The 25,208-nt window shown below is 64.9% G+C and carries 26 protein-coding genes and 1 pseudogene; 14 read left to right on the forward strand and 13 right to left on the reverse strand.

Annotated elements, in window-relative coordinates:
* Positions 1–74 precede the first annotated feature (74 nt).
* The 3 genes from EO99_RS0101995 to EO99_RS0102005 all read left to right on the forward strand — a co-directional run bounded on the left by EO99_RS0101995 (position 75) and on the right by EO99_RS0102005 (position 2,252).
* Positions 75–449, forward strand: a complete 375-nt coding sequence (locus tag EO99_RS0101995; protein WP_029616974.1) for a YciI family protein — start codon at positions 75–77, stop codon at positions 447–449.
* On the forward strand, positions 446–1,696 hold the full coding sequence (locus EO99_RS0102000; protein ID WP_029616975.1) for an RNA polymerase sigma factor: 1,251 nt from the start codon (positions 446–448) through the stop codon (positions 1,694–1,696). The genes EO99_RS0101995 and EO99_RS0102000 overlap by 4 nt, the downstream gene beginning before the upstream one ends.
* 85 nt (positions 1,697–1,781) lie before the next feature.
* The gene (locus tag EO99_RS0102005) at positions 1,782–2,252 is read left to right on the forward strand and encodes an SRPBCC family protein (RefSeq protein ID WP_029616976.1); all 471 of its coding nucleotides are present in this window, start codon (positions 1,782–1,784) and stop codon (positions 2,250–2,252) included.
* A 109-nt stretch (positions 2,253–2,361) separates the two neighbouring features.
* Here EO99_RS0102005 and EO99_RS0102010 read toward each other — a convergent pair whose 3' ends face one another.
* Complete coding sequence (locus EO99_RS0102010; RefSeq protein WP_029616977.1) at positions 2,362–3,438, reverse strand: class I SAM-dependent methyltransferase; 1,077 nt, start codon at positions 3,436–3,438, stop codon at positions 2,362–2,364.
* A 187-nt stretch (positions 3,439–3,625) separates the two neighbouring features.
* Between EO99_RS0102010 and EO99_RS0102015 the strand changes: the two genes are divergently transcribed.
* The 3 genes from EO99_RS0102015 (at position 3,626) to map (ending at position 6,668) form a co-directional block, all read left to right on the forward strand.
* Entirely contained in the window at positions 3,626–4,696 is a 1,071-nt protein-coding gene (locus tag EO99_RS0102015; protein ID WP_235776734.1) for a GlxA family transcriptional regulator, read from the forward strand.
* A 109-nt stretch (positions 4,697–4,805) separates the two neighbouring features.
* Positions 4,806–5,867: an LLM class flavin-dependent oxidoreductase gene (locus EO99_RS0102020; RefSeq protein ID WP_029616979.1), complete on the forward strand. Its 1,062-nt coding sequence runs from the start codon at positions 4,806–4,808 to the stop codon at positions 5,865–5,867.
* A 45-nt stretch (positions 5,868–5,912) separates the two neighbouring features.
* Positions 5,913–6,668 (forward strand): type I methionyl aminopeptidase, encoded by a 756-nt coding sequence (gene map / locus EO99_RS0102025; protein ID WP_029616980.1) that lies wholly within the window; start codon positions 5,913–5,915, stop codon positions 6,666–6,668.
* Between the two features lie 506 nt (positions 6,669–7,174).
* On the opposite strand, the gene EO99_RS0102030 is transcribed toward map, so the two are convergent.
* Together EO99_RS0102030 and EO99_RS0102035 are read right to left on the reverse strand one after the other, a co-directional pair.
* The gene (locus EO99_RS0102030; RefSeq protein ID WP_029616981.1) at positions 7,175–7,570 is read right to left on the reverse strand and encodes an HIRAN domain-containing protein; all 396 of its coding nucleotides are present in this window, start codon (positions 7,568–7,570) and stop codon (positions 7,175–7,177) included.
* Between the two features lie 12 nt (positions 7,571–7,582).
* On the reverse strand, positions 7,583–8,407 hold the full coding sequence (locus EO99_RS0102035) for a manganese catalase family protein (RefSeq protein WP_029616982.1): 825 nt from the start codon (positions 8,405–8,407) through the stop codon (positions 7,583–7,585).
* Between the two features lie 210 nt (positions 8,408–8,617).
* On the opposite strand from EO99_RS0102035, the gene EO99_RS0102040 reads away from it, so the two are divergent.
* Entirely contained in the window at positions 8,618–9,790 is a 1,173-nt protein-coding gene (locus tag EO99_RS0102040; protein ID WP_029616983.1) for a YbfB/YjiJ family MFS transporter, read from the forward strand.
* A gap of 126 nt (positions 9,791–9,916) precedes the next feature.
* Positions 9,917–11,194, forward strand: coding sequence for a peptide antibiotic transporter SbmA (gene sbmA / locus EO99_RS0102045; protein WP_029616984.1), 1,278 nt, complete (start codon positions 9,917–9,919; stop codon positions 11,192–11,194).
* 333 nt (positions 11,195–11,527) lie between these two features.
* On the opposite strand, the gene mazF is transcribed toward sbmA, so the two are convergent.
* From mazF to EO99_RS0102060, 3 genes are all read right to left on the reverse strand, one after another.
* Positions 11,528–11,899 carry a type II toxin-antitoxin system toxin MazF gene (mazF, locus tag EO99_RS0102050; RefSeq protein WP_029616985.1) on the reverse strand — a complete coding sequence of 124 codons (372 nt, stop codon included), beginning with the start codon at positions 11,897–11,899 and terminating at the stop codon, positions 11,528–11,530.
* Positions 11,899–12,165, reverse strand: a complete 267-nt coding sequence (gene mazE, locus EO99_RS0102055; protein WP_029616986.1) for a type II toxin-antitoxin system antitoxin MazE — start codon at positions 12,163–12,165, stop codon at positions 11,899–11,901. Before mazE ends, mazF begins: the two co-directional genes overlap by 1 nt.
* Positions 12,166–12,231: 66 nt before the next feature.
* Positions 12,232–13,212, reverse strand: a complete 981-nt coding sequence (locus tag EO99_RS0102060; RefSeq protein WP_029616987.1) for a polysaccharide deacetylase family protein — start codon at positions 13,210–13,212, stop codon at positions 12,232–12,234.
* Positions 13,213–13,456: 244 nt separating this feature from the next.
* On the opposite strand from EO99_RS0102060, the gene EO99_RS0102065 reads away from it, so the two are divergent.
* The 3 genes from EO99_RS0102065 to EO99_RS0102075 are packed head-to-tail and all read left to right on the forward strand — an operon-like array spanning position 13,457 to position 16,277.
* A complete protein-coding gene (locus tag EO99_RS0102065; protein ID WP_029616988.1) occupies positions 13,457–14,128 on the forward strand; it encodes a tetratricopeptide repeat protein in 672 nt (223 codons plus the stop codon).
* Between the two features lie 36 nt (positions 14,129–14,164).
* Positions 14,165–15,589 (forward strand): ribosome biogenesis GTPase Der, encoded by a 1,425-nt coding sequence (gene der / locus EO99_RS0102070; protein WP_029616989.1) that lies wholly within the window; start codon positions 14,165–14,167, stop codon positions 15,587–15,589.
* 55 nt (positions 15,590–15,644) lie between these two features.
* Positions 15,645–16,277, forward strand: coding sequence for a LysE family translocator (locus EO99_RS0102075; protein WP_029616990.1), 633 nt, complete (start codon positions 15,645–15,647; stop codon positions 16,275–16,277).
* Positions 16,278–16,286: 9 nt separating this feature from the next.
* Here the strand turns inward: EO99_RS0102075 and EO99_RS0102080 are convergent, their stop codons facing one another.
* Together EO99_RS0102080 and EO99_RS0102085 are read right to left on the reverse strand one after the other, a co-directional pair.
* Positions 16,287–17,321 carry a glycosyltransferase family 4 protein gene (locus EO99_RS0102080; protein WP_029616991.1) on the reverse strand — a complete coding sequence of 345 codons (1,035 nt, stop codon included), beginning with the start codon at positions 17,319–17,321 and terminating at the stop codon, positions 16,287–16,289.
* Between the two features lie 150 nt (positions 17,322–17,471).
* Positions 17,472–18,383: a sugar kinase gene (locus EO99_RS0102085; RefSeq protein ID WP_029616992.1), complete on the reverse strand. Its 912-nt coding sequence runs from the start codon at positions 18,381–18,383 to the stop codon at positions 17,472–17,474.
* Between the two features lie 159 nt (positions 18,384–18,542).
* Here EO99_RS0102085 and bglA point away from each other — a divergent pair, with 159 nt between their 5' ends.
* Together bglA and EO99_RS0102095 are read left to right on the forward strand one after the other, a co-directional pair.
* Positions 18,543–20,195: a beta-galactosidase BglA gene (gene bglA, locus EO99_RS0102090; protein WP_029616993.1), complete on the forward strand. Its 1,653-nt coding sequence runs from the start codon at positions 18,543–18,545 to the stop codon at positions 20,193–20,195.
* Between the two features lie 108 nt (positions 20,196–20,303).
* Complete coding sequence (locus tag EO99_RS0102095; protein ID WP_029616994.1) at positions 20,304–20,876, forward strand: alpha/beta hydrolase; 573 nt, start codon at positions 20,304–20,306, stop codon at positions 20,874–20,876.
* Between the two features lie 133 nt (positions 20,877–21,009).
* Here the strand turns inward: EO99_RS0102095 and EO99_RS0102100 are convergent, their stop codons facing one another.
* From EO99_RS0102100 to EO99_RS25545, 4 genes and pseudogenes are all read right to left on the reverse strand, one after another.
* Positions 21,010–21,624 (reverse strand): LysE family translocator, encoded by a 615-nt coding sequence (locus EO99_RS0102100; protein ID WP_029616995.1) that lies wholly within the window; start codon positions 21,622–21,624, stop codon positions 21,010–21,012.
* Between the two features lie 80 nt (positions 21,625–21,704).
* Positions 21,705–22,313, reverse strand: coding sequence for a GNAT family N-acetyltransferase (locus EO99_RS0102105; RefSeq protein ID WP_029616996.1), 609 nt, complete (start codon positions 22,311–22,313; stop codon positions 21,705–21,707).
* Between the two features lie 402 nt (positions 22,314–22,715).
* Positions 22,716–23,381 carry a class I SAM-dependent methyltransferase gene (locus tag EO99_RS0102110; RefSeq protein WP_029616997.1) on the reverse strand — a complete coding sequence of 222 codons (666 nt, stop codon included), beginning with the start codon at positions 23,379–23,381 and terminating at the stop codon, positions 22,716–22,718.
* Positions 23,374–24,296 (reverse strand): annotated as a pseudogene (locus EO99_RS25545) (NAD(P)/FAD-dependent oxidoreductase). Before EO99_RS25545 ends, EO99_RS0102110 begins: the two are co-directional and overlap by 8 nt.
* A gap of 130 nt (positions 24,297–24,426) precedes the next feature.
* Between EO99_RS25545 and EO99_RS0102120 the strand changes: the two are divergent.
* Positions 24,427–24,876, forward strand: a complete 450-nt coding sequence (locus tag EO99_RS0102120; protein ID WP_051679656.1) for an Rrf2 family transcriptional regulator — start codon at positions 24,427–24,429, stop codon at positions 24,874–24,876.
* Between the two features lie 121 nt (positions 24,877–24,997).
* Here EO99_RS0102120 and EO99_RS26545 read toward each other — a convergent pair.
* The coding region (locus EO99_RS26545; RefSeq protein WP_029616999.1) for an ATP-binding protein at positions 24,998–25,208 on the reverse strand (211 nt) is incomplete at its 5' end.

The following is a 25,208-nucleotide window of genomic DNA, read 5'->3' on the forward strand; positions in this document are numbered from 1 at the left end:
CTGCACCAAATTTCTGGTGCAGCCTGTCGGCCCGCGCGCTACGTCTTCGTCTTCCAAGGGAGAAGGAGAACGCGATGCTCTATGCCATCCTCTGCTATGCCGACGAGGAAACCGTCTTCGCCTGGTCGAAGGAAGAAGAGGCGGCCGTGATGGGCCGCCTTTATGCCGTTCAGGAGCCTCTGGCCCAGGCCGGCAAGCTCGGCCCGACCGGGCGGCTGATGCCGACGACCGCGGCGACGACGGTGCGCAAGGGCAGGGAGGAGCCGATCGTCCTCGACGGACCCTTCGCCGAAACGAAGGAGGCCCTGCTCGGCTTCTACACCGTCGACGTCGAGACGCTGGACGAGGCCGTTGCCTTCGCCCGGCAGCTTTCGACCGTCAATCCGGGCTCCACGGCTTATGAAATCCGGCCCTTCTACGTCTTCCATCCGGGAGGCGCGACGGGATGACGGATCCGGCCTGGATCGATCTCGCACTGACGGCGGCACGGCCGCAGGCGATGGGCGCGCTCCTGCGTTATTTCCGCAACCTCGACACCGCGGAAGAGGCCTTCCAGGAGGCGTGCCTGAGGGCGATCCGCACCTGGCCGGAGAAGGGGCCGCCGCGCGACCCCGCCGCCTGGCTGATCTTCGTCGGCCGCAACAGCGGCGTCGACGCGATCCGCAAGACGGCGCGCACCACCGCACTTCCCGACGAGACGGCGCTCTCCGACCTGTCCGACGCCGAAGCGGACATGGCCGACCGGCTCGACAATTCGCACTACCGCGACGACATCCTGCGGCTGATGTTCACCTGCTGCCACCCGGACCTGCCGGCCACGCAGCAGATCGCACTGGCGCTCCGGATCGTGTCGGGGATCGGCGTGCCCCGCATCGCGCGGGCCTTCCTCGTCTCCGAGAGCGCCATGGAGCAGCGCATCACCCGGGCCAAGGCGCGGGTGGCCAAGGCGGGGCTGCCCTTCGAGGCTCCGGCGGCGACCGAGCGCGCCGAACGCCTGCCGCCGGTGATGGCGATGATCTACCTCGTCTTCAACGAGGGCTATTCCGCCGGCGTTTCCACCCCCGACGTCGCGGCGCTCTGCGACGAGGCGATCCGGCTTGGCCGGCTGCTGCTGCGCATCTTCCCCAGCGAGCCGGAGGTCATGGGTCTCCTGGCGCTGATGCTGCTGCAGCATGCGCGCCGGGGCGCCCGCTACGACGAGCGCGGCGAGGTGGTGCTGCTCGAGGACCAGGACCGCAGCCTCTGGGATCGCCGGCAGATCGAGGAGGGGCTTGCCGTGCTGGACAAGGCGATCCGCCACCGCCAGCCAGGCCCCTATCAGGTGCAGACGGCAATCGCCGCCCTGCACGCGCGGGCGGCGTCGGCCAAGGACACGAACTGGGCGGAGATCGATCTTCTCTACCAGGTGCTGGAGCGGCTTTCTCCGTCGCCGGTGGTGACGCTCAATCGCGCCGTTGCGGTCTCCAAGGCGAAGGGCGCGAGCGAGGGGCTCTTGCTGCTGGAGCCGCTCGGAGAAGCGCTGGACGGTTACTTCTACTTCCATGGCGTGCGCGGGGCGCTGCTGGCGCAGGCCGGCGAGACGAGGGCGGCGCGTGATGCCTTCGGCCGCGCCATCGCCCTCGCCAATTCGCCGGCGGAAGCCGCGCATATCCGCCAGGAGCTGGACCGGCTGCAGGACGAGAGACCGGCCTCCTGATTTTTCTCGCCCCCGATGTCGGGACTGGCGGTCGTCGTCCGTCCTCGGGGCGTCAAGTGATACAGCCGGAGGAATGACAATGGACATGACGAACAGGGCGCCTGGGCACGAACTGAAGCTGGTGCGCGAGATCGACGCGCCGCGCGAGAAGATCTTCAAGGCGTGGACGACACCGGAGCTGATGAAGCAATGGTTCTGCCCGCTGCCCTGGAAGGTGACCGAAGCCGACCTCGACGTGCGTGCAGGCGGCCGCTGCAACAACACCATGGAGGGACCGGACGGCGAGGTGATCCCGAACCAGGGTGTTTATCTCGAGGTTATCGAGAACGAGAAACTCGTCTTCACCGATGCCTTCACCGAGGGCTGGGTCCCGACGGAGAAGCCCTTCATGGTCGGCGTCGTGCTGCTCGAGGAACTTCCTGGCGGGCGAACCCGCTATACCGCCAAGGCGCTGCACTGGACCGAGGACGACAGGAAGGCGCATGAGGACATGGGCTTCCACGAAGGCTGGGGAGCGGCAACCGACCAGCTCGTGGCGCTTCTGGCGCGGATGTAGACGAACCGCGGTCCATCGAGCCGAACTGGCACGGCATGCAACCGGAGCCGGCACCGCAGGAGGAGGTCTTCCTGCGGCGTCTGGCTCCGGTTCCGGCCCGCCGCTCTCGTCAGAGGCGCGCTTCGAGGATCAGGTTGAACGGTGTCTGCATGGCACGGCGGAAGCGGGTAAAGCCCGCCTTGCGGAAGATCTCCGCCAGACGCGCCTCGCCCGCCTGGGCGCCCAGCACCGTGCGCCCGCCATCCGAGATCGCATGTGCGCAGCAGATGGTCGTCGAGGCGGCATAGTAGAGCCGGCCGACGGGCGAGACATTGTCTTCCACCCGGTCGTTGGCGAAGGGTTCGACCAGCATCACCGTGCCATCGCGGGCAAGGGCCTTGGCCGCATGCGTGGCGGCTGCCAGCGGATCGCCCATGTCGTGCAGGCAGTCGAAGAAGCAGATGAGGTCATAGCCGGTCCCCGGATAGTTTTCCGCCCGCGCGGTCAAGAAACTCGCCCGGTCGGCGACGCCGGCCGCGCCCGCAACCTGGCGCGCCTCGACCACGGACTTGTCATGGGTGTCGAAGCCGTGGAATTGCGAGGCGGCAAAGGCCTCGGCCATCAGCACCGTCGAGTGGCCGTGGCCGCAGCCGACATCGGCCACCAGCGCGCCCGCCTTCAGCTTCTCGACCACCCCGTCGAGCGCCGGCAGCCATTCCGGTACCAGGCTTGCCTTGTAGGCATTGCGATAGAAGGCGGCGACGCCGCAGTAGAGCCGGCCGTCGTGATCGCCCCAGGGAATGCCAGCGCCGGTGCGGAAGGCGTTGATCGCCTTGTCCTCGTCGGCCCACATCGAGGCCGGGACCGACCAGGCGTGCGGGATGAAGACCGGGCTGTCCTCGTTGGCGAGCACCATGGCCTGCTCCGGCGTCATTTCGTAGGTGTCGCTGATCGCGTGGTAGCGCAGATAGGCGCCGGCCACCTGCGAGTTCAGCCATTCGCGGACATAGCGTTCGGCGCAGCCGGCACGGGCGGCGATGTCGCGGGCCGTCAGCGGCCCCTTGTCGGCCATGGCCTTGTAGAGCCCCAGCCGGTGCCCGAGGCTCACCATGACGCCGCCGTAGCCGGCCGACAGATCGCTGACGGCGCGACCCACGAGGGCCTCCAGCCTGGCGGTGTCGACGGCCTTTGTCGGTGAATAGTCCATTTCTCTTCTCCTTGTCTGACGCTTCCGTTCGAGGTGGCGCGAGGATCGCAGGGAGAGGGGCGAAGCGGCAGAGCGGGGCAGGCCAGCTTCGGGCCATTCGGGCCACGGCACGCTTTTTTCCGGCGTCGCGTCCGGATTGGCATTCATGCAGGGCGGCGTTATTCTCGCGGCTCTTCGGGGATGCGAGATGACCATGCCCAATGGCAACGACGGGGCAAACCCTGGGCAGGACGCCGGGCCGGCGCCGCTGCATGTCAGTCTCGTCGCCCTGCCGGAGGCGGTGGTCTCGACGCTGAGCGGCATTTTCGACGTGATGAACGCCTTTTCGATCGTGCCTCAAGCCGGGGGTCTACCCCGACCCGCACCCTTCCGGGTCGAGATCGTCGGGGAGCGGGCGGGGCCCCTGATGCTGGCCAGCAAGGTGCCGGTGACGGTGCAGCGGGCGGTCGCCGAGATCGAGCGGACCGACATCGTCATCGTTCCTTCGGTGCTGCTCGGGTCCGGGGGCTGGATCACCGGGCGCTATCCGGAACTGGTGGCCTGGAGCCGTGCCATGCACGACAGGGGCGCCCTGATCTGCTCGGCCTGCTCCGGGCTCTTCCTGCTGGCGGAGGGCGGCATGTTCGACGGCGCGGATGCGACCGTCCATTTCGGCTATGCGCGGGCCTTCCAGGCGGTCCATCCGCAGGTGCCGATCCATCCGGAACAGGTGCTGGTGGTGTCAGGCCCGCGCGACGAACTGATCACCTCCGGCGCCTCCATGACCTGGCATGACCTGGTGCTCTACCTGATCGCCCGCCATGCAGGCGCGACGGCGGCGCAGACGATCGCGCGGTTCTTCGCCCTGCAGTGGCATCAGGACGGACTTGCGCCCTACATGGTCTTCGAGGGCCGGCGCGATCATGGCGACGCGGCGGTCCAGGCGGCGCAGGACTGGCTCGCGGACCATTTTTCGGTCGCCAATCCCCTGGAGGAGATGATCCGGCATGCGGGCCTTGCGGAGCGGACGTTCAAGCGGCGCTTCACCCAGGCGACCGGCCTCAGCCCCATCGCCTACGTGCAGCGGCTGCGGGTGGAGGAGGCAAAGCGCCGGCTGGAGCGCACCGAGGCCTCGGTGGACGAGATCAGCTGGCAGGTCGGCTACGAGGAGCCGGCCTTCTTCCGCCGGTTGTTCCGGCGCGTGACGGGGCTTTCGCCCGGTGCCTACCGGCGCCGGTTCAGCGTTCCGGCCTACCCGCGGCCGCGCGACACGGCGTGACGGCATCTCTCCCATCCATCCCGTCGAACGGACCGTTCGAGATATTCGCATTTGCCGTCGCGTCGCGGGTTCTCTATCTGCAGGGAAACCACCGGATAGGATCCTGCTCATGGAACTCGGCCTTTATACCTTTGCAGATGTGGACCCCAATGCGCGCGACAAGGGCGCGGAGGGCGTCCAGCGGATGAAGAACCTGCTCGAGGAGATCGAGCTCGCCGATCAGGTCGGGCTCGACGTCTTCGGGCTCGGCGAGCATCACCGGCCGGACTATCTGGTCTCCTCGCCGGCGACGGTGCTGGCGGCGGCGGCCGTGAAGACGAAATCCATCCGGCTGACCAGCGCCGTCTCGGTGCTCTCGTCCGACGAGCCGGTGCGGGTGTTCCAGCAGTTTGCGACGCTCGACCTGATCTCCAACGGCCGCGCCGAGATGATGGCCGGGCGTGGCTCGTTCATCGAGTCCTTCCCGCTGTTCGGCTACGACCTCAGCGACTACGAGCAGCTGTTTGCCGAAAAGCTCGACCTCCTGATGGCGATCCGCGACCAGGAGGTCGTCACCTGGAGCGAAGGGCAGCTGCGGGCGCCGATCAACGGCCGCGGCGTCTATCCACGTCCACTGCAGGAAAGACTGCCGCTCTGGGTCGCCGTCGGCGGCACGCCGCAGTCGGTGGCGCGGGCCGGCGCGCTCGGCCTGCCGGTGGCGCTTGCCATCATCGGCGGCGACTATCCGCGCTTTGCGCCGCTCTTCCATCTCTACCGGGAAGCGGCCCGGCGGGCGGGCAACGACCCCGCGACGCTGAAGACCAGCATCAACGTCCACGGCTTCATCGCCGACACGACCGAGATTGCCGCCGATCAGTTCTACGGTCCGCAGGCGGCGGTCATGGACCGCATCGGCCGAGAGCGCGGCTGGGGTCCGACGAGCCGGGCGCAGTTCGACCAGGCCCGCGGCCCGACCGGCAATCTCTTCGTCGGCGATCCGGAGCTGGTGGCGGAAAAGATCGTCGCGGCGCACAAGGTGTTCGGCAACGACCGCTTCCTGATCCAGATGGCGATCGGCCTGATGCCGCACGACCAGATCATGCGCGGCATCGAGCTCTACGGTACGAAAGTCGCGCCGCTGGTCAGAAAAGAATTGACGGGTTCGGCCGTTGGCGCGACACCGGCGGCCTGAAAACACCGGTCTGAAACCACCGGCCCGAACCCACCGGACAATCGAATGATCGTTACCACTGAAGACGAACTGCTGAAGCTCAAGGATGTCGGGCGCATCTGCGCCATCGCCATCGAGACCATGGCCAAGGCGCTGGAACCCGGCATCACCACCGCCGAGCTCGACGCCATCGGGCGCCGTGTGCTGGAGGAGAACGAGGCGGAATCGGCGCCCGAGTTCTGCTACAAGTTTCCGGGCGCTACCTGCATCAGCGTCAATGAGGTCGTGGCGCACGGCATTCCGGGCGACCGGGTGATCGGCGCAGGCGATCTCGTCAACATCGACGTGTCGGCGGTGAAAAACGGGCTGTTCGGCGACGCGGGCGCGTCCTACGCCGTGCCGCCGGTGACGCGGCAGGCGGAGAAGCTTTGCCGCGACGGGCGCCGGGCGCTGTGGACGGGCCTGCAGCAGGTGAAGCCCGGTCGGCCGCTCGCCGGCATCGGCAATGCCATCGGCGAGTTTGCCCGCAAGAACCGCTATACGCTGATCCAGAATCTTTCCAGCCACGGCATCGGCCACACGCTGCACGACGAGCCGAAGGAAGTGCCGACCTGGCCGGATCCGACGGAGACGCGGATGATCGAGGAGGGGCTGGTGTTCACCATCGAGCCGTTCCTGTCGGTCGGCGCCGACTGGGCCGTCGATGGCGGCAACGGCGATCCTTGGACGCTCTACAGCGAGCCGCGGGCGCTGACGGTGCAGTACGAGCATACGATCGTCGCCACCCGCAACGGACCGCTGATCCTGACGCTGGCGAGTTAGGAAGGCGAAGACAGCGTGCGGGCTTCCGGGCGTCCGGTTCAATCATTGAACAGGGTGTGCCGCGAAAGGCCCGCACTGTCGCGAGAGCCGAATTGCGCCGGTTGTGGGCATCATGCCCGGTCCGACGCTGGCGACCTCATGTCGCGCCGTCCGACTCAACCGACTGCCAGAGGTTAAGTCAGGAGGGCCGGCGAAGTTCAGATCTTCCGCGGGGGTGCATCCGGTTCTGGTTAACAGCCGGTGAAGCGCCGGCATCCGCATCAGGCCGTATCGATGCTGACGCGGCGACTGTTCGTTTTCCGTACAGATGACCGTCTCAAAAGAAGAACGGCCGTGCCGGGGGGCTGTGGATAACTTCCCGGCAAGCAACGGTGACCGGCGGCGGAGCCGGAGTCCGATGGCCGGCTTTCGACTGGAGCCGCCTCAAAAATGAGGGGCAGGGGCGGATCGCGCCGCCCATGCCCCTCATTCCTGGACCAGAGATCTCGTTGCCGTGCCGGTCAGCCTCATGCCGTCCGGTCGGAGGCTTTCTCCAGATAGACCTGAAGCGGGACCTCGGAGTGGCCGTCGCCACCAAGGGTGACGGCATAGGCGTTGAAGCCGTTGTCGAGCAGGGCGGCAAGCATGCCTGTCGATGCCGGCGGCAGGTAGCCGAGCTGGCTGCCGTCGCGTTTCTCGACCGCGATACTGGTCGGATCGAAGCTGCGGTCCGGCCGCCTGCGAAGGCGCAGGATCTCGTTTACCTCAGGCAGACGGGCCTGCGGAAACTGGTCGCGATTGGCGACATAGGACCGGAGCAGCCCGATCCCTGCCTTCGGCTCGCCGGCGGCCATGGCCGCGGCCGCCAGCGGGAGCGAAGCCAAGGCTCCGCCCGCGCCGGCGAGGAAAGACCGTCTTTCCATCGGCGCCTCTCCCTAGAGCTGTTCGGCCTGGGCGCCGCTGTTGGGCTTGGCGCGGCCGAGGTTCGGCTTCTCGCCGAGCGGCTCCATCGGGCGGCTCGAGAAGGTGCCGTTGCCGTCGATCGACTGGCCTTCCGTCCAGCGGCCCTGGACCGGCTCGCTGCCGTCCTTCTGGAAGCCGAGGAAGGAATAGCTGAACTCCTGGTTTTCCTGTTCCTGCGGGAAGCTGTTGGGGATCGGGAAGACCTCGGTCGGGCCGCCGAGTTCCTCGAGGGCCGCCATCCACTGGTTCTGGTGCATGGTGTCGCGGGCGATCAGGAAGGACAGCATGTCCTTCATGCCCGGGTCGTTGGTCATGTTGTAGAGTCGCACGGCGAGGATGCGACCGGTCGATTCGGCGGTGACGTTTGCCGTCATGTCGGCGGCGATATTGCCGCTGGCGTAGATGTGCGACATGTCGAAGGGCACGCCGTCGGAATCCACCGGCATGGCCGACAGGCCGGCCGAAAGGAGGTTCTTCAGGTTCAGGCCACCGAGCACCGCGCCGCCGACGGGATCATTGGCCACTTCTTCCTTGAGGCTGAGCGGAGCGCCTTCCAGGTTCATGGCGACAGCCGTCGCCAGCATTTCGATGTGACCGAGCTCTTCGGCTGCCGTGTTCATCAGAAGGTCGCGGAACTTCGGATTGCCGCGGGCGCCGCAGGCCTGGAAGAAATATTGCATGGCGACGCGAATCTCGCCCTCGACGCCGCCGATGGCCTGCTGCAGCGCACGGGCAAACAGCGGGTTCGGTGTCTCGACGCGCACGGGGTATTGCAGTTTTCCGTCGGTGTAGAACATCGTTCTCTCCTTCGTGTTGGGAACGGGCGCCAAACAAGAGGTGGCGCGGAGAAGTTCCTGAGAAGTTGTGAAAGTCTCAGCTTTGGTGGGCCCGGCCCGTTTAGTGCCTCGCCCGCTCCGGCCTGCAGGAGACGGATCCATCAGACTTGCGCATCGGTCGATCAATATTGCTGGTTTGCCGCCGCCCCGGGTGCGGTGCAATAAGCACGCATGGCTTCCCAGATCCGCCCGTCCCAGACTTCTCCCTTGCCGATCGGCATCGCCGGCGCGCTCGCCATGGCGGCGGCGATGGGCTTCGGACGCTTCGTCTACACGCCGATCCTGCCGGGCATGATGGCGGGCGCGTCGCTGTCTGCCGCCGATGCCGGGCTGATTGCCGGTGCCAATTTCGTCGGCTATCTGCTGGGCGCCGTGCTGGCCGCCTATGGCTGGGCGGCGGGGCGCGAGAGGCGGGTGGCGCTCGCCGGCCTTCTGGCGACGGCGGTGCTGCTGGCGGCGATGGCGGCGACCGACAGTCTGGCCGCCTTCATGGTCATCCGGCTGCTTGCCGGGGTCGCCAGCGCCTTTGCGATGGTGTTCACCTCGTCGATCGTGCTGCCCTATGCCGCGCAGAGCGAGCGGGTGTCGATGCTGCACTTCGGCGGCGTCGGCTTCGGCATCGCGCTGTCCTCGGCGCTGGTCTTCCTCGTCAATCTCATGGCCGGCGACGGGGCGCACGGCTGGCGGCTGAGCTGGATCGGCAGCGCGGCGATCGCCTTCCTCGGCCTTCTCATCGTTGCGCCGCTGCTGCCGCGGCCGGTTCGCGGTGCCACGCGCGTGCAGGAACCGCCGCTTCCGTGGCGCCGGCCGCTCGTGCTGATGACGCTGTCCTACGGCCTCTTCGGGTTCGGCTATGTGATCACAGCGACCTTCCTGGTGACGATCGCGCGCACCACCGATGCCGGCCCGGTGGTTGAATTTCTCGCCTGGTTCGTCACCGGCACCGCGGCGGCGCTGTCGCTGCTGGCCTGGCGCCTGCTCGTCCGCCGGGTGGGGGCAACGGCCACCTATGCCGCCTGCATCGCGCTGGAAGCGGTCGGCGTGCTCGGTTCGGTGCTGCTGCCGCCGATGGCGGGGGCGCTGGTGGGCGGGCTCTTTCTCGGCCTCACCTTCATGGCGGTGACCGCCTATGGGCTGCAGATCGGCCGGACGCTGGCGCCGGAAAGCCCGCGCCGGGCGCTGGCCTTCATGACCGCCGCCTTCGGGACCGGCCAGATCGCCGGGCCGCTGGCCGCCGGCTGGCTGGCGGAGGGCAGCGGCAGCTTTACGCTGCCGACGGTGCTGGCGGCGGCGGCGCTGACGGTCTCCGCACTGCTGGTCGTGCCGATCCTTCGCAAAGCTTGAGAACACGCGGGATTACAATTCCGTAAGGCACGGCAGGCGGCATTGCTGCCCACACAGTTCTGCCCTAGTTTGCCGCCACGCCACCCCAGCCAATCACGGCCATATCGCGCAAACGAGTGCTGCCACGTGTTCAAGTCATTTTTCCCGCAACCGAAGCTCTTCTTCATATCCGCAGCCGTCTGGTCGGCGCTCGTCATCGCCTTCTGGTATGCGGTCGGAGAAGATCTGGGAGCGTATTTCGGCATGCCACCGGTGCCGGTCGAGGCGCCGCCCGAGATCGGCGTCTCGACCTTCTGGTCGCCCGCCTTCCTGTGGTTCTATCTCTACTTCGCGCTGGTGACGCTGATCTTCACCGCTTTCTGGTTCTGGTACCGGCCGCACCGCTGGCAGATGTGGTCCATCCTCGGCTCGGCCGTCATCCTGTTCACCACCTATTTCCAGGTGCAGGTGAGTGTGGCGATCAACAACTGGTACGGCCCCTTCTGGGATCTGGTGCAGGCTGCCGTGTCGCAGACCGCCACGGTGACGAGCGATCAGTTCTATGGCCAGATCGGCATCTTCCTCGGCATCGCCATGGTCGCCGTCGCGGTCGCGGTCATCACCCGCTTCTTCGTCAGCCACTACATCTTCCGCTGGCGCACCGCGATGAACGAATACTACATGTCGCAGTGGCCGAAGCTTCGCAACATCGAAGGCGCCTCGCAGCGCGTGCAGGAAGACACGATGCGGTTTTCCTCGACCGTCGAGGGGCTGGGGGTCAGCTTCATCGATTCCATCATGACGCTGATCGCCTTCACGCCGGTGCTGATGCGGCTCTCCGAAAACATCACGGAACTGCCGCTGATCGGGGAAATTCCCTATCCGCTGGTGACGGCGGCCGTGCTCTGGTCGCTGTTCGGGACGGTGTTCATGGCACTCGTCGGCATCAAGCTGCCGGGCCTGGAGTTCCGCAACCAGCGCGTCGAGGCCGCCTACCGCAAGGAACTGGTCTACGGCGAAGACCATGCCGACCGGGCGCAGCCGATGACGGTGACGGAGCTTTTCGACAATGTCCGTCGCAACTACTTCACGCTCTATTTCCACTACCTCTATTTCAACATCGCGCGCATCTTCTACCTGCAGATCAACAATATCTTCGCGCTGCTGATCCTGGCGCCGTCGATCATCGCCGGCCGCATCTCGCTCGGCGCGCTGAACCAGATTTCCGGCGCCTTCGGGCAGGTGACCTCGTCCTTCCAGTATCTCGTCTCGTCCTGGCCGACGATCGTCGAGCTCCTGTCGATCTACAAGCGCCTGCGCGCCTTCGAGAAGGCGATCGACGACGAGCCGCTGCCGGAGATCGATCAGCACTATCTCGAGCGGGAAGCCATGGGCGGCGAGATGGAAGCCGACCGGCCCACGTAACGCCGGGCAGCCGTTTGGTCCGCGCCGGGAGAACCCGCGCGGGTTGAAGGGGGAGAGGGCAGGCGGTTGAGGTATGGGTTGGTGTTTCAGGCGTTCCGCCTGCCCCGGTTGCCGTGTCGGTCGAGACGTTCCCTGCTGTCGCGTCCTTCACTGCAGCCATCACCGGCACCGAGCCTTGTTCGGGCGCCACCCCGGTTCGCGACCCGGTGCTCCCTTCCGATGACGCACCGATTGTCGCGCATCCGGCCGGGACGTGAACGAAGGTGAATGTGAAATGCGGTAAGCCGCTGTGCCGGTTAGCTAAAAAAAACCGGCGTGACGAAAAGTGTCCCTTCAGGGCGTCTCAGGGGCGGGGTCGATTGCGCTGACGACCCGTGCGACGATCTCGCTCATCGTCGCGGCATCCAGCGTCTCGATGTACTGCGCCGTCTTCTGCTGGAGGCGTGCGGCAATGTCGAAGCTGCGCACCTGGTTGCAGACGGCGATGCCGGTGGTGTCGTGGCCCGTGACCGGCACTGCCAGGCCGACGTCCCTTGTAAAGGCGCCACCAGTGGTGATGGGGACGGTCATCGCAACGCCGAGGGCATTGATCTCGCGGGGCGTGATGACGACGAAGCGGTGCCGATTCTTCATTTCGCGACCGGTCACGGGATTGGGGTCGATCCAGAAGACGTCGCCACGCCGCGGCACATTGCTGCGGATCATCAGCCGATCTCGCGACCGACGGCATCGCCGTCCAGTGCTCCGGCAGTTTCGGCCGAAAGCCGTTGCATTTCGTCGGTACCCTTCAGGAGTTCGCTCAGCGTATAGCGGCGGCTGGCGCGCTCCACGGGCCGGGCCACCAGGGCGCCGTCGGCGATCGTCAGGGAAAGCTGATCGCCGACCTGTGTCTGCAGCATCTGCAGCATGACGGGCGGGATGGTGACGACGGCTGCGCCGCCCTGCCGCCGGATCTTCGTGGTGATGGTCATGATCTCGCTCCAAGGTGCAACAAATGTAGCACATCTGGCCGTGCTTTCAACGTGCCGCCGCAGTCGCTAGAGTCCGGAGGCTTCCGAAGGGCGCGACTGCAGCTCTTCCATCGCCTCCGCATAGGTGACGCAGGCGACGTCGGGGAGGGCGCAGACTTCGGTCGCCAGCCGCTCCATGGCCCGCCAGTAGGCGCCGCCGTTCATCATCACGAAGTGCAGGCCGATCTGGAGCGGGATGCGGTCGCCCTCGTACTGGCGGTCGAAGGCGGCGCGGAAGGCGGCGTAGGCGCGGTCCTCGAATTCGGCGGACCGGCTGGGGTTCTCGACACCGGCGGAATGGCGGATGAAGAGGTTGTAGTCCATGGCGATGATCGGACGCTGCTTCGGCCCCTCCGGGATCAGCGGCAGGCCGAAGCGGGTGATGCCGTCCGTCTCCGTCGGGATCAGCGGCCCCTTGGTCACGGTGCTGGCGTCATAGACGAAGCCTGCCTCGCGCTCGGCCGCAAACAGGCTGTCGGGCGCCGACAGATAGGGCGCGCGGAAGCCGCGGATGCCGTCCTTCACCAGGTCGCGCCAGCCCTGTGGCTCATCGGCGGCGGCGCCATTGGCGACCCAGGCGTCGGCGAGCACGGCGCGGAAGCTTTTCATCTCGGTCTTCCAGTCGCCCACGCTCCAGTCGGCGCCATCGAAGTGGCCGCAGGTGTGACTGGCGATCTCGTGGCCTTCCTCATGCGCCTGCCAGACGTGGGCGAGGCGGGTGCGGGCCTCCTCCGCCGTCTGGGCAAAGCCGATGTTGGAGCGGCCGGGCTTGTGGTGCGGACCCTTGTAGGTCGATGCGGCGGGGCGCTCGATCACCAGTGCGCAGGAGAGGAAATAGGTGAAGCGGATGTCGTTGGCCCGGGCGAAATCGCGGCTGCGCTGCCAGAGCGCATTGTCGCCGGCGCCGTCGAAGGAGACGAGCAGCAGCTGCTTCGGCTTGAATGATTCCGGTGGCTGTTCCGGTTGCCCGGCAAGGGCGGGAAGCGGCAGGCAAAGGCAGAAGGTCATCAAGAATCGGAAAAACATGGGCACCGTGCAATCAGAGTGGGTGCGCCCTTCTGTAAGCCGAATGCGGCAAAGCTTGGGACGGCCGGCGGGATGGTGCGAGCGCCGCGCGGGCGCGAAGCGCGATCCGCGGACGGCGTGCTGCCGCTGCCGATCCGAGAATCACGTCCGATACCCCTTACATGCGCGGGAAAATGCGCTAGAAGGCGCTTTTCCGCATGATGGGCCTCGAGGGCCGGAGATTGGAATGGCGCAAGACAACGACAGCTTTATCCGCGAAGTGAACGAGGAACTCCGTTCCGACCGGTTCAGGAACGTCTGGAGCCGTTTCGGCAAGATCATCATCGCACTCGCAATCCTGATCGTTCTCGCGACAGCCGGCTATCGCGGCTATGAATACTGGCAAAGCCACAATGCATCGGCGTCCGGCGACCGGTTTCTCGCGGCCCTGAATCTCGCCTCGGAAGACAAATACGACGAGGCTCTGGCCGCCTTCCAGGCGCTGGAGGAAGACGGAAGCGGTTCCTACCCGGTGCTGGCGCAGATGCGCGCGGCGGCGGTGCTGGCCCAGAAGGGCGACGTCCCCGGTGCCATCGCGGCCTATTCCGAGGTCGCCGGCAATACGGCTGCACCCGACGCCATGCGCGACGTGGCGCGCCTGCGGGCCGCCTGGCTTCTGATCGATACCGGCACCTACGAACAGGTTTCGGCCGAGGCGGAAGTGCTGACGACCGGAACCCATGCCTTGCGCAATTCGGCCCGCGAGGCGCTTGGCCTTGCGGCCTACAAGGCCGATGACATGGTGCGCGCGAAGGAATGGTTCCAGGCCATTGCCGACGATGCGGCCGCACCGCGCAACGTCGCCAACCGTGCGCAGATCATGCTCGACACAATCGCCGCCTCCGGCAAGGCGGCCTAACTTCCCGAAGCGGGAAGGACCGAAGGAACGAACCTTATGAGCTTCACCGTCGCGATCGTCGGACGCCCGAACGTCGGAAAATCGACGCTGTTCAACCGGCTGGTGGGCAAGAAGCTCGCTCTGGTGGACGATACGCCGGGCGTGACCCGCGACCGGCGGCCGGGCGATGCCAAGCTCATCGACCTGCGCTTCACCATCATCGATACGGCGGGCCTCGAAGAGGTCGGTCCCGACACGCTCGAAGGCCGCATGCGCGCCCAGACCGAGATCGCCATCGGCGAGGCGGACCTGACGCTCTTCGTTGTCGATGCCAAATCCGGCCTGACGCCGCTCGACAAGACCTTCGGCGAGCTTCTGCGCCGCAGCGGCAAGCCGGTGGTGCTGGTTGCCAACAAGTCGGAGGCCAAGGGGTCCGACGGCGGTTTCTACGACGCCTATACCCTGGGTCTGGGCGAGCCGGTGCCGATCTCGGCCGAACACGGCCAGGGCATGATCGACCTGCGGGACGCGATCGTCGAGGCGATCGGCGGCGAGGACGTGGCGTTTCCGCCGGAGGTGGACGAGCCCGAGACCAACGTCGACCTGCGCGGCGAACTGGAATTCGAGGACGAGGACTACGAGCCGGAGTATGACGACAGCAAGCCGCTGCGCGTCGCCATCATCGGTCGCCCGAATGCCGGCAAGTCGACGCTGATCAATCGCTTTCTCGGTGAGGACCGGCTGCTGACGGGGCCGGAAGCCGGCATCACCCGCGACAGCATTTCCGTCGAATGGGACTGGCGCGGCCGCACCATCAAGATGTTCGACACCGCCGGCATGCGCAAGAAGGCGCGCGTGCAGGAAAAGCTCGAGAAGCTTTCGGTCGCCGACGCGCTGCGCTCGATCCGCTTTGCCGAAACCGTGGTGATCGTGTTCGATTCGACCATTCCGTTCGAAAAGCAGGACCTGCAGCTGGTCGACCTGGTGATCCGCGAAGGGCGCGCCGCGGTGCTTGCCTTCAACAAGTGGGATCTCGTCGAATATCCGCAGGAAGTGCTGGCGGAACTGCGCGAAAAGACCGAGCGGCTCTTGCCGCAGGCGCGCGGCATCCGTGCCGTGCCGATGTCGGGCCAGACCGGCTACGGGCTCGACAAGCTGATGCAGAGCATCATCGAGACCGACATGGTGTGGAACAAGCGCATCTCGACCGCCAAGCTCAACCGCTGGCTCGACGGCGTGCAGATCCAGCATCCGCCACCGGCCGTCTCGGGTCGCCGCCTGAAGCTCAAGTACATGACCCAGGTGAAGGCCCGCCCGCCGGCGTTCATGATCTCCTGCACGCGTCCCGATTCGGTGCCGGAATCCTATATCCGCTACCTGACGAACGGCTTGCGGGCCGATTTCGACATGCCGGGCGTGCCGATCCGAATCCATCTGCGGGCGGCAGAAAATCCATTTGAATCAAAGAGGAAGCGCCGCTAGCGCAGGCTTTGATTCAAACGATCAAGGCGGCGAACCGGTCGTCATAGGAGCCGCCATGGCCTCGGCAGATGTCCTGATCGCGTTCTTCGTGACGACAGCGATCTTCGCCTATATTCCCGGGCCGGCGATGCTCTACGCCGCGGCGCAGACCGTGGCGCGCGGACGCCGATCCGGCTTCTCCGCCGTGCTCGGGATCCATCTCGGCTGCTATGTGCATGTGCTGGCGGCGGCGGCCGGGCTGTCGCTCATCTTCCACGCCGTTCCGTTTCTCTACACGGCCGTGAAGCTTGGCGGCGCCGCCTATCTGATCTGGCTCGGCATCGCGCTGTTTCGCAGCCGTGACGGGGATGCCCCGTCTGGTTCGGCCATCCAGCCGAAGTCTGCCCGGCGGGCGTTCTCAGAAAGCGTCATGGTCGAGGTGCTGAATCCGAAGACGGCACTGTTCTTCCTCGCCTTCCTGCCGCAGTTCGTCGAGGCCGGTGCCGGCCTGCCGATCTGGCTGCAGTTCGCGATCCTCGGAACGGTGGTCAACCTGCTGTTTTCCTCGGCCGATATCGTCTGCGTCTTCTTTGCCGGCGCCCTGACCAATCGGCTGCGCGCCTCGCAGCGGGCGCAGAGGCTCCTGCAGCGGGCCGGCGGCGCGGTGCTGGTCGGGCTTGGCGGCCATCTTGCCCTGCAGAAAAGCTGAGGTCTGCGGTCACGGAGCCGGCAGGGCGAGGCGCTTCTGCGAGGTGCGGACATTGTCGAGGAACTGGCGCGAGGCGGCTTCCCAGGTGAACTTGCGGGCAAGCGCCCGGGCGTTGTCGCGGGAGCAGTCGAGGGCAGCCAGGCAGGCCTGCTGCAGGTCCTCGTGCAGCACGCCGGCACGGCTGCCGGGCTCGATGATGTCGATCGGGCCGGTCACGGGGTAGGCCGCCACCGGCACGCCGCTCGCCAGGGCTTCCAGGATGGTGTTGCCGAAGGTATCGGTGCGCGAGGGGAAGACGAAGACGTCTGCCTGGGCATAGATGTCGGCCAGGTCCTTGCCGGTCTGCAGGCCGGTGAAAAGGACGTCCGGGTAGCGGCGCGCCAGATCGGCCATGGCCGGTCCGTCGCCGACGACCACCTTGGATCCGGGCAGCTTGAGATCGAGGAAGGCGGGCAGGTTCTTTTCCACCGAGACGCGGCCGACCGTCAGGAAGATCGGGCGCGGCAGGCCGAAGGGCTTTTCCTCCAGCGGCCTCGGATGGAACATGCTCTGGTCTATGCCGCGGCTCCAGCGCAGGAGATTGCGCAAGCCGAGCTTGGCCAGTTCGCGCTCGAGGCTGGCGGTCGCGACCATGCAGCCGTTGCCGGCATTGTGGAACCAGCGCACGAAGGCCTGCATCCAGCGGATCGGGACGGGGAAGCGGGCGGCGACATATTCCGGGAAACGGGTGTGGTAGCTGGTCGAGAAGGGAACCCGGTTCTTGAGGCACCAGCGCCGTGCCAGAAGCCCGAGCGGCCCTTCGGTGGCGATGTGGACGGCATCCGGCTTGGAGGCCTCGATCTCGCGGGCGACCTGCCAGTAGGTGGCGACCGAGAGGCGGATTTCCGGATAGGTGGGGCAGGGAATGTTGCGGAAGGACTGGGGCGTGACCATGGCCACGTCGATTCCCATTCGCTCCAGTTCGCGGTTGGTGTTCTGGATCGAGCGGACGACGCCATTGACCTGAGGATACCAGGCATCCGTGACGATGGTGATCTTGTTCATGGTCCCACCCCGGCGATCCGGATGCGAGCGACTCGGTTGTCGGCACCGCGGACGTCGGGAATGGTATCGGAAGATTATGTTACAGGGTGATGTCAGCCGGGGAGAGGCCGGCAAGACCGACGATTTCCCCTTGCCGGCACCCGCATCCGGTCAGCTGGGCAGCAGCGCCGGGCTGATCAGCGCGCCATGGTGGCGGATGACGATGGACGCGACGGCGGCGCCGTATTCCGCGGCATCCTCCGGCGCGGCGCCGCGCACCAGGCGCGACAGGAAGCCGCCGTTGAAGCTGTCGCCGGCGCTGGTGGTATCGACCACCTCCGGCGCCTGCACTGCCGGCACATAGCTTGTGGCGCCGCCGAAGCTCAGGGTGGCGCCGTGCTCGCCGTTCTTGACGACGACGCCCTCGACGCCGAGGCCGTGATAGCGGTCGATGGTGTCGTTGACGGTGCGATCGTCGAAATGGGTGGTCTCGTCGTCGAAGCTCGGCAGCACCAGTGTGGCGGCACGGGCGCCGTCGCTGATCGTCTTCAGCATCGTGTCGCGGTCGGCCCAGAGGCGCGGGCGCACGTTCGGATCGAACGCGACGCGCTTGCCGGCGGCCTTGGCGCGGCGCAGCTCCGACAGCAGCGTGTCATTGGCCTCCGGGGTGAGAATGCCGAGCGTGATGCCGGAGAAATAGACGATGTCGGCCGATTCGATCTGTCGGCGCAGGTGGTCGGCATCGTCGGCGAGCCGGCGGGCAGCGGCCGTGTCGCGCCAGTAGCTGAAGGTGCGCTCGCCGTTCCGCAGCGTAATGAGGTAGAGGCCCGGCGTCTTGCCGGGGATGCGGCGGATCGCATCTGTGCCGATCCCGGCATTTTCCATGAAGGTCAGCATTTCCGACGACATCGGATCATCGCCGAGCGCCGTCAGGTAATCGACGTTCCAGTCGGCGGGAAGGCAGGCGCGGGCATACCAGGCGGTGTTGAAGGTATCGCCGGCAAAACCGGGCCGCAGCAGGCCTTCGCCCGCCTGCGACAGTTCGACCATGCATTCTCCGATGGACAGCAACCGACCCGGCACGCGCATTCTCCCTGATCCCGTGTTTCCAGTCGCAATAGGCGGAAGTGCGCGGCAAGGCAAGCTCGGCCCCGCCTGTGCGGTACGCCGCGGCGGAATGCGATTGTCTTTTGGAACGGCGGCTTTAGGTTACGCGTCGCAACGCTTGAACAGGAGACGGACATGGCTGTGGAGACGGGCAGGGTGGATGATGCCAACTGGTGGCGTGGGGCGGTCATCTATCAAGTCTATCCGCGCTCGTTCCAGGACACCAATGGCGACGGGATCGGCGACCTGAAGGGGATCACCGAGCGGTTGCCGCATATCGCCTCGCTCGGCGTCGACGCCATCTGGCTGTCGCCCTTCTTCACCTCGCCGATGGCCGACATGGGCTACGACGTCTCCGACTACTGCAACGTCGATCCGATGTTCGGGGCGCTGACCGATTTCGACGTGATGATGGCGGAGGCGCACCGGCTGGGGCTGAAGGTGATCATCGACCAGGTGATCAGCCACACCTCCGACAAGCACCCGTGGTTCATCGAAAGCCGCACCAGCCGCAGCAACGGGCGCGCCGACTGGTATGTCTGGGCGGATCCGAAGCCGGATGGGACGGCGCCCAACAACTGGCTGTCGATCTTCGGCGGGCCGGGCTGGGAATGGGACGGCGTGCGCAAGCAGTACTACATGCACAACTTCCTGACCTCGCAGCCGGACCTCAACTTCCACAATCCCGATGTGCAGGCGGCGGTTCTCGATACGGTGCGCTTCTGGCTCGACCGCGGCGTCGACGGCTTCCGGCTGGATACCGCCAACTATTATTTCCACGACAAGCAGCTGCGCGACAATCCGCCGATCCTCTACGATGCGGAAACGGGGGGGCTGGAGTCCGACACCAATCCCTATTCGATGCAGAACCACCTCTACGACAAGAGCCAGCCGGAGAACATCGACTTCCTGAAGCGGCTGCGGGCGCTGCTCGACAGCTACGACAACCGCGCGACGGTGGGCGAGATCGGCGACGGGCCGCGTTCGCTGACGACGCTGGCGATCTACACGAGCGGCAACGACAAGCTGCACATGTGCTACACCTTCGACCTGCTGGGACCGGCGTTTTCGGCCGGCTTCATCCGCCGCGTCGTCTCGACCTTCCAGGACACGGTGACGAACGGCTGGGTCTGCTGGGCCTTTTCCAACCACGACGTGGTGCGGCATGTGACGCGGTTTGCCGAGACGCCGGAGGAGCGCGAACGGGTGGCGAAGCTGTCCATCAGCGTGCTGGCGACCCTGCGCGGCTCGATCTGCCTCTACCAGGGCGAGGAACTGGGGCTGACGGAGGCGGAGCTTGCCTTCGAGGATCTGACCGACCCCTACGGCATCCGCTTCTGGCCGGCCTTCAAGGGGCGCGACGGATGCCGCACGCCGATGCCCTGGGACGCCGAGCAGGACCACGCGGGCTTCACCACCGCCGGACGGTCCTGGCTGCCGGTGCCGCCGCAGCATGCCGCCGCCGCCGTCGATACGCAGGAGCACGACCTGCAGTCGGTGCTGAACCACTACCGGGCGACGCTTGCCTTCCGCAAGGCGCATCCGCCGCTCTTCGACGGCGACCTCACCTTCGTCGACACCCACAACCATGACCTCCTCGTCTTCATCCGGGAAAAGAACAACGAGCGGCTGCTCTTCGTCTTCAACCTGACCCGCGAGCCGCAGGATTTCGCCCTGCCGGCGACGATGAAATCCTGCCTGCCGATCGCGATGCCGGGCTTCGAGGTCGCGGTGGAGGAGGGCGTGGTGAAGCTGGCGGGGCTGGATGCGTTTTGCGCAAGGGTGTGAGGGGGGCGGGCACAGCGGAGGTGTCCGGTATTGGCCCGGACCGGTCATCAACCTGTTGTGGGGAGATGGGGAAGAGTGCGGCTATCCCATGCGGAGACGTCGTAACCCATGCTCTCACTTCTGGCGCTTCATGGCTCAGGCCGAGACGAGACCGATCTAGCCGATTTCTGTCATCAGCTTGCACCTCAGGCCCGCCTCATAGCTCCTCGTGGCCCCTTTGCGCAGGCAGATGGTTATACCTTCTTCAGACGCCGCTCTGATCGCAGCATTGATGCTGCCGAGGTCTTGGACTTGGCGACGAAGTGGGTTTCGCAAGAGGCCGAGGCGGATCTCCCGGCACCGAGTGGGGTCCTTCTGGTGGGGTATTCCAGCGGCGCGATATTTGCTGCAGCAATGCTCTCGGTCGCTCCAGAGAGGTTCGCCGGGGCGATTCTCCTGCGCCCCGAGCCGCTCTCCCCGAGTTTTACTTTCTCAGAGATGCGAGCGAAACCGATCCTGATCGTAGCAGGTAACGACGACGAGCGTCGACGTCGTGACGACGCTGCCGTGCTTGCTGAACAGCTTGAGATGGCTGGGGCTGTGGTTTCGCTAAATGTCATAGAGGCCGGGCATGGGTGGGCACCTCAAAATGGGGATCTGGCGCTGGCACGGGCTTGGCTAGCAAGCGTCGCCACCAAATAACGTCCATTGTTGGCGCTTCTGCGCCATTACGTCTATCGGCCCTAAGCGGTCATCCGCCGTCGGAGAGATGGTCGCAAAATCCTAACATTCGCGACAGATCGGCGGCCCCTGAATTTTGCGGCAGTTTCGCGGCTTACCTCGATGCCACCACGGCAACGCCAGCGCCGACCATTACACCACCGGCCGTTCGATTTACGCGACGCACGATGGTCGGCGTCCGAAGCAGCATGCGAGTGCGGCCGGCTAGGATCACATGCCCACCGATCACTACCACCTCGACAACGAGGATGACGGCCGCCAGCGCTGCGATGTGACCGGGCGTCAGGGACGAGCCGACCACGTTCGGCAGCAACGCAACGTAGAACAGCGGCATTTTCGGATTGCCGAGATTGAGCGCAATGCCGGTCGCGAAGAGTGCCAGTAGCCCTCGCCGTTCGGAAACAGGTTGCAGTTCCGGCACGACTGGTTCAGCCGTCCAGAGCTTAATGCCCATCCAGATCAGATAGGCCGCGCCGACATAGCGCAGGATCGTCATGACAATCCCCATTTCGGCGGCGATGACCGACATGCCGAATGCGGCCAGGGTCAGGAAGAGCAGGATACCGACGACAGTTCCTGCCCCATAGGCAATGCCAGAAGCCGCGCCGTGTGAGATCGTGCGAGCGACGATCGTCATATTGTCAGGGCCGGGACTGGCGGCGAACACGAAGAAGGCCGCCCCGAAGGCGAGTAAGGTCGAAATGTCCATGGAACCCCCGAAAGTTATCGTTGCTTACGGGCTTTCAGGATACGCGGTTTTCGCCCACGCGGAAGGGGATGGAGAGAAAATCAGAATTTTAGCGACACGTCCTTGACCATAAGTATCCATTCGCCCTCATCCGAACCCGGAAAAACAAGAAATGGGCGTCTAGCCGATTCAGCGAAACCACACCTTTGGTAAAGCCGATAGGCTCCAGGGTTGAAGCTTCCGACCATAAGCGTCAGACGATTGTTGCCCGCCGACCTTGCGATGCTTTCCGCCTCCGCCAGTAGCATTGAGCCGAAGCCCTTGCCTTGATGTTCGGGATAGATCGCAGCGGCAGAAATATACCATGTTCCTGCGGTCATGTTCTTTAGCTCGTTCAAGGGTGCCACAACGTCTGGAGCCGGAAGCGCAGAGTTAGATGGTTCAGGGATGACATATCCGTCCAACGCTCCGACGACCTGGCCTTGGTGTCCGGCCACGCGCCAATTCGCAAAGTGCGTGAAATGGCCTTCGGCATTGCGGATTACGTTTCGGCCGACCTCGAACGCCGACTGCCCGGGAGCCGCCATCTGGCTCCACAGAAACGAAGTCAGGCGGCGTGTCGCCATGTCGGCAAAAAGAACGAGATGGGCGCAATCTTCTTGGGTTGCAGACCGGAATGTAATGGGCGAGAGGGCGGGTTGCGAGGCCATATTTTCTCCGAGGTTTGGCAGTCTAGACAACAAAAAACCCGCCGACCGAAAAGGTGGGCAGGTTGCGAAAAATCCTATGATGACAAGGAGGGCTAGCCCTCCGGAAACTCACGCCATCGCAGAATTAAAGCGCCACGCTGCACAGTCATGCAGCGTCGACGTCGGATGATGCTTGCGGAGCCAAAATTGATGTTCATAGTAGGGAGAATTCGAGCTTGCAAGGAAGGTCAATAGCCTTCGATCTCGCCCGGTTGCCTTCGCAAAACTCCCAATTAAAGCGACACTTGTTTTTCTGACTTTTGCGACGTCGCAGAATAGGGAGTTTTGAGGTAGCCGCAATGTCCCCTTCTGGCGCGGCGCAGTCATGCCACCTGGATCGCTGAGGATACTGGATGCGGCCGATCACGCATACGCCACCCAGCCCCGGAAGCTGAAGGCGTGGTAGAACTGCATGATCCCGGTAAAGCCCGCTTCCTTCAGGTGTGCTTCCTCTTCCTCTGGGAACATAACGACAAGGCGTCCTTTCATGCCGATCCTTGCGGCTTCTTGCTTATCGGCATCCAGCTCTGCCATGGCCCCGAACTTAATGTGCCTGTTTACCCAGAGCGTGTGATCCGGTTCGCTCATTGCGAAGCTGAGATGAGCAAGGACGAATGGTGATCCAGGGCGAAGACGTTGGCGAACCCCATTGAGGGTCGCCTTCCTTTCCTCCACCGAAATGTGGTGGAACACCAGAAGGCAGACGGCTCCATCGAACGGACCAGCAGGTGCAGCGCCCACGTCACCATGGTGAAGTACGATACGATCTGCGGTGCTGGCCGCCGTTTCTCTTGCAAGTTCCAGCATGTCGGCCGACGGATCGACACCGTCGAACGACCAATCTGGATGCTGATCCGCCAGCGCTTTCAGCTCAAGGCCGCCACCTGCTCCAACAACAAGCACCCGTCCATTCGGTGGGACGTGTTCTGCCAGGAGAAGCCCCGTCATCCGGTGAAGGGCGTCCAGACCGGGAACATTCCGTCTTGCACCGTCGATGTACCCGACCTGCTGTCCGTCGAACTTACCCATGCTGGATGGTCCCGAACATCAACGACCGATGAGCGCTTACGCCTGCGAGGTTTCCATCGCCGACAGCCAAGGCAACGGACGCCATTGGTCGCGCGGCGTCCCCGCACACGAAGACGCCAGGCATGCTGGTCTCCTTCACTGCATCCGTCTTGATGGTGGAGCCGAGGGGGCCCTGTTCCATGTCGAGGCCGAGCTGCTCCGGGATTGATGTTGAGACTTCGAAGGAGCGAGCGCGAACAAACCGGAGAAGGAGAGCGACCGGCCGTCCGCAAGCTGCACATCGGCATGACCTCTTATAGCCTCCACAGGACTACGGTCGATAACCACGCAACGAGCTTCGAGAGCCGCAAGTTGATCCGCGTCCGGCTCGAATGCCCGGTTTAGGAGCAGAGTTGTCGGACCCCAATCAGGAAGCATCAGCGCATGATGCATGGAAAGTTCTGAGCCAGCGATGACGCCGATCCTGCCTTGGTTCAACTCGTAGCCATGGCAGTAGGGGCAGTGGAACACGCTTCTCCCCCAGCGCTCCTTCAACCCTTTGATCTCGGGGAGGACGTCGCGCACGCCCAGGGCTAGGATCAGGCGGCGCGACCTGTAGCGGACGGTTCCAACCATGACGTCGAAGATAGTCGCTCCTGAGGTCGCCTCCTCGTTCCGCTGTGCCGAATCCGCCCGGCCCGAAACCCAGTCCACTGTGCTGTACTTCATCACCTGAGCACGCGCTTCGGCCGCTATAGCAGCGGGATCGACACCATCCTGAGCGAGAAAGCCATGCGAGTGCGACGCGAACCGGTTGCGCCTGAGGCCTTCGTCTATGACGAGGACCCTGCGACGAGCGCGGCCCAGTTGAAGCGCCGCCGATAGGCCCCCGTAACTCCCGCCGATGATGATGACGTCGTAGATCGTGTCGCTCATGAACATTCTCCTGATTCTCGCAACAACATAAGTGTCATGATTGCGAGGTGTCAACAGTCATGACACCTCGGTTGTGTCATGATGGCGGATCGTGCTATTGATTTTGGACGAGCGATTGAAGGGACAAGGAATGAGGCAAGACAGTCGGCTTTCGCGGATGCTGCATGTCTTAATACACATGGGGCGGCACGATGGTGCGATGACATCCGAGATGATCGCGCAGATGCTGGACGCAAACCCTGTGGTGATCCGGCGCACCATGGCTGGGCTGCGCGACGAAGGCTATGTCACCTCCATAAAAGGACATGGCGGCGGCTGGACACTGGCTCGTCCTCTTGAGGAACTGACACTACTGGACATCTATCGTGCCGTTGGAGAGCCTTCCATTTTCGCGGTTGGACCAGCCTACGACATGCCGGGATGTCCCATCGAGCAGGCGGTCAACGGAACGCTGAAGAACGTTTTCGACGAGGCAGAAGAGCTTTTGCGAAAGAGGTTTGCGGGGGTGACGCTCGCCGACGTAGCTACGCCTTTCCCAAATGTTCAAAAACACCACGGCGGCCGAGGGGGCGCTTCATAGATATCGTGCTCCGGGCTGTGTTCCTTGGACAAGCTAGTCGTCAACGTTCGTGACGACTTTCGGCCCGGAGCAGTCGTTCCGGCCCGAAACCCTCAAGTCATCTGCGCGCCGCCTACGAGACCTAGAATGTGATCCTGGCGTAGGCACCTCCGCCAGGGTTGTTTCCGACCTCCAGCCGCGCATTGTGGCCTTCCGCAATAGCCTTGACCACCGTAAGGCCAAGTCCGGATCCGCTTCGACCACGGCCGTTGAGGCTCTCGCTTCTCCAGAACATGTCGAACGTGGAGTGCTGCACGTGGGAGGGCAGTCCCGGGCCTTTGTCTTGGACGGAA

This window comes from Pseudorhizobium marinum (assembly GCF_000705355.1).
In the GTDB taxonomy this organism is placed as follows: Bacteria; Pseudomonadota; Alphaproteobacteria; order Rhizobiales; family Rhizobiaceae; genus Neorhizobium; species Neorhizobium pelagicum.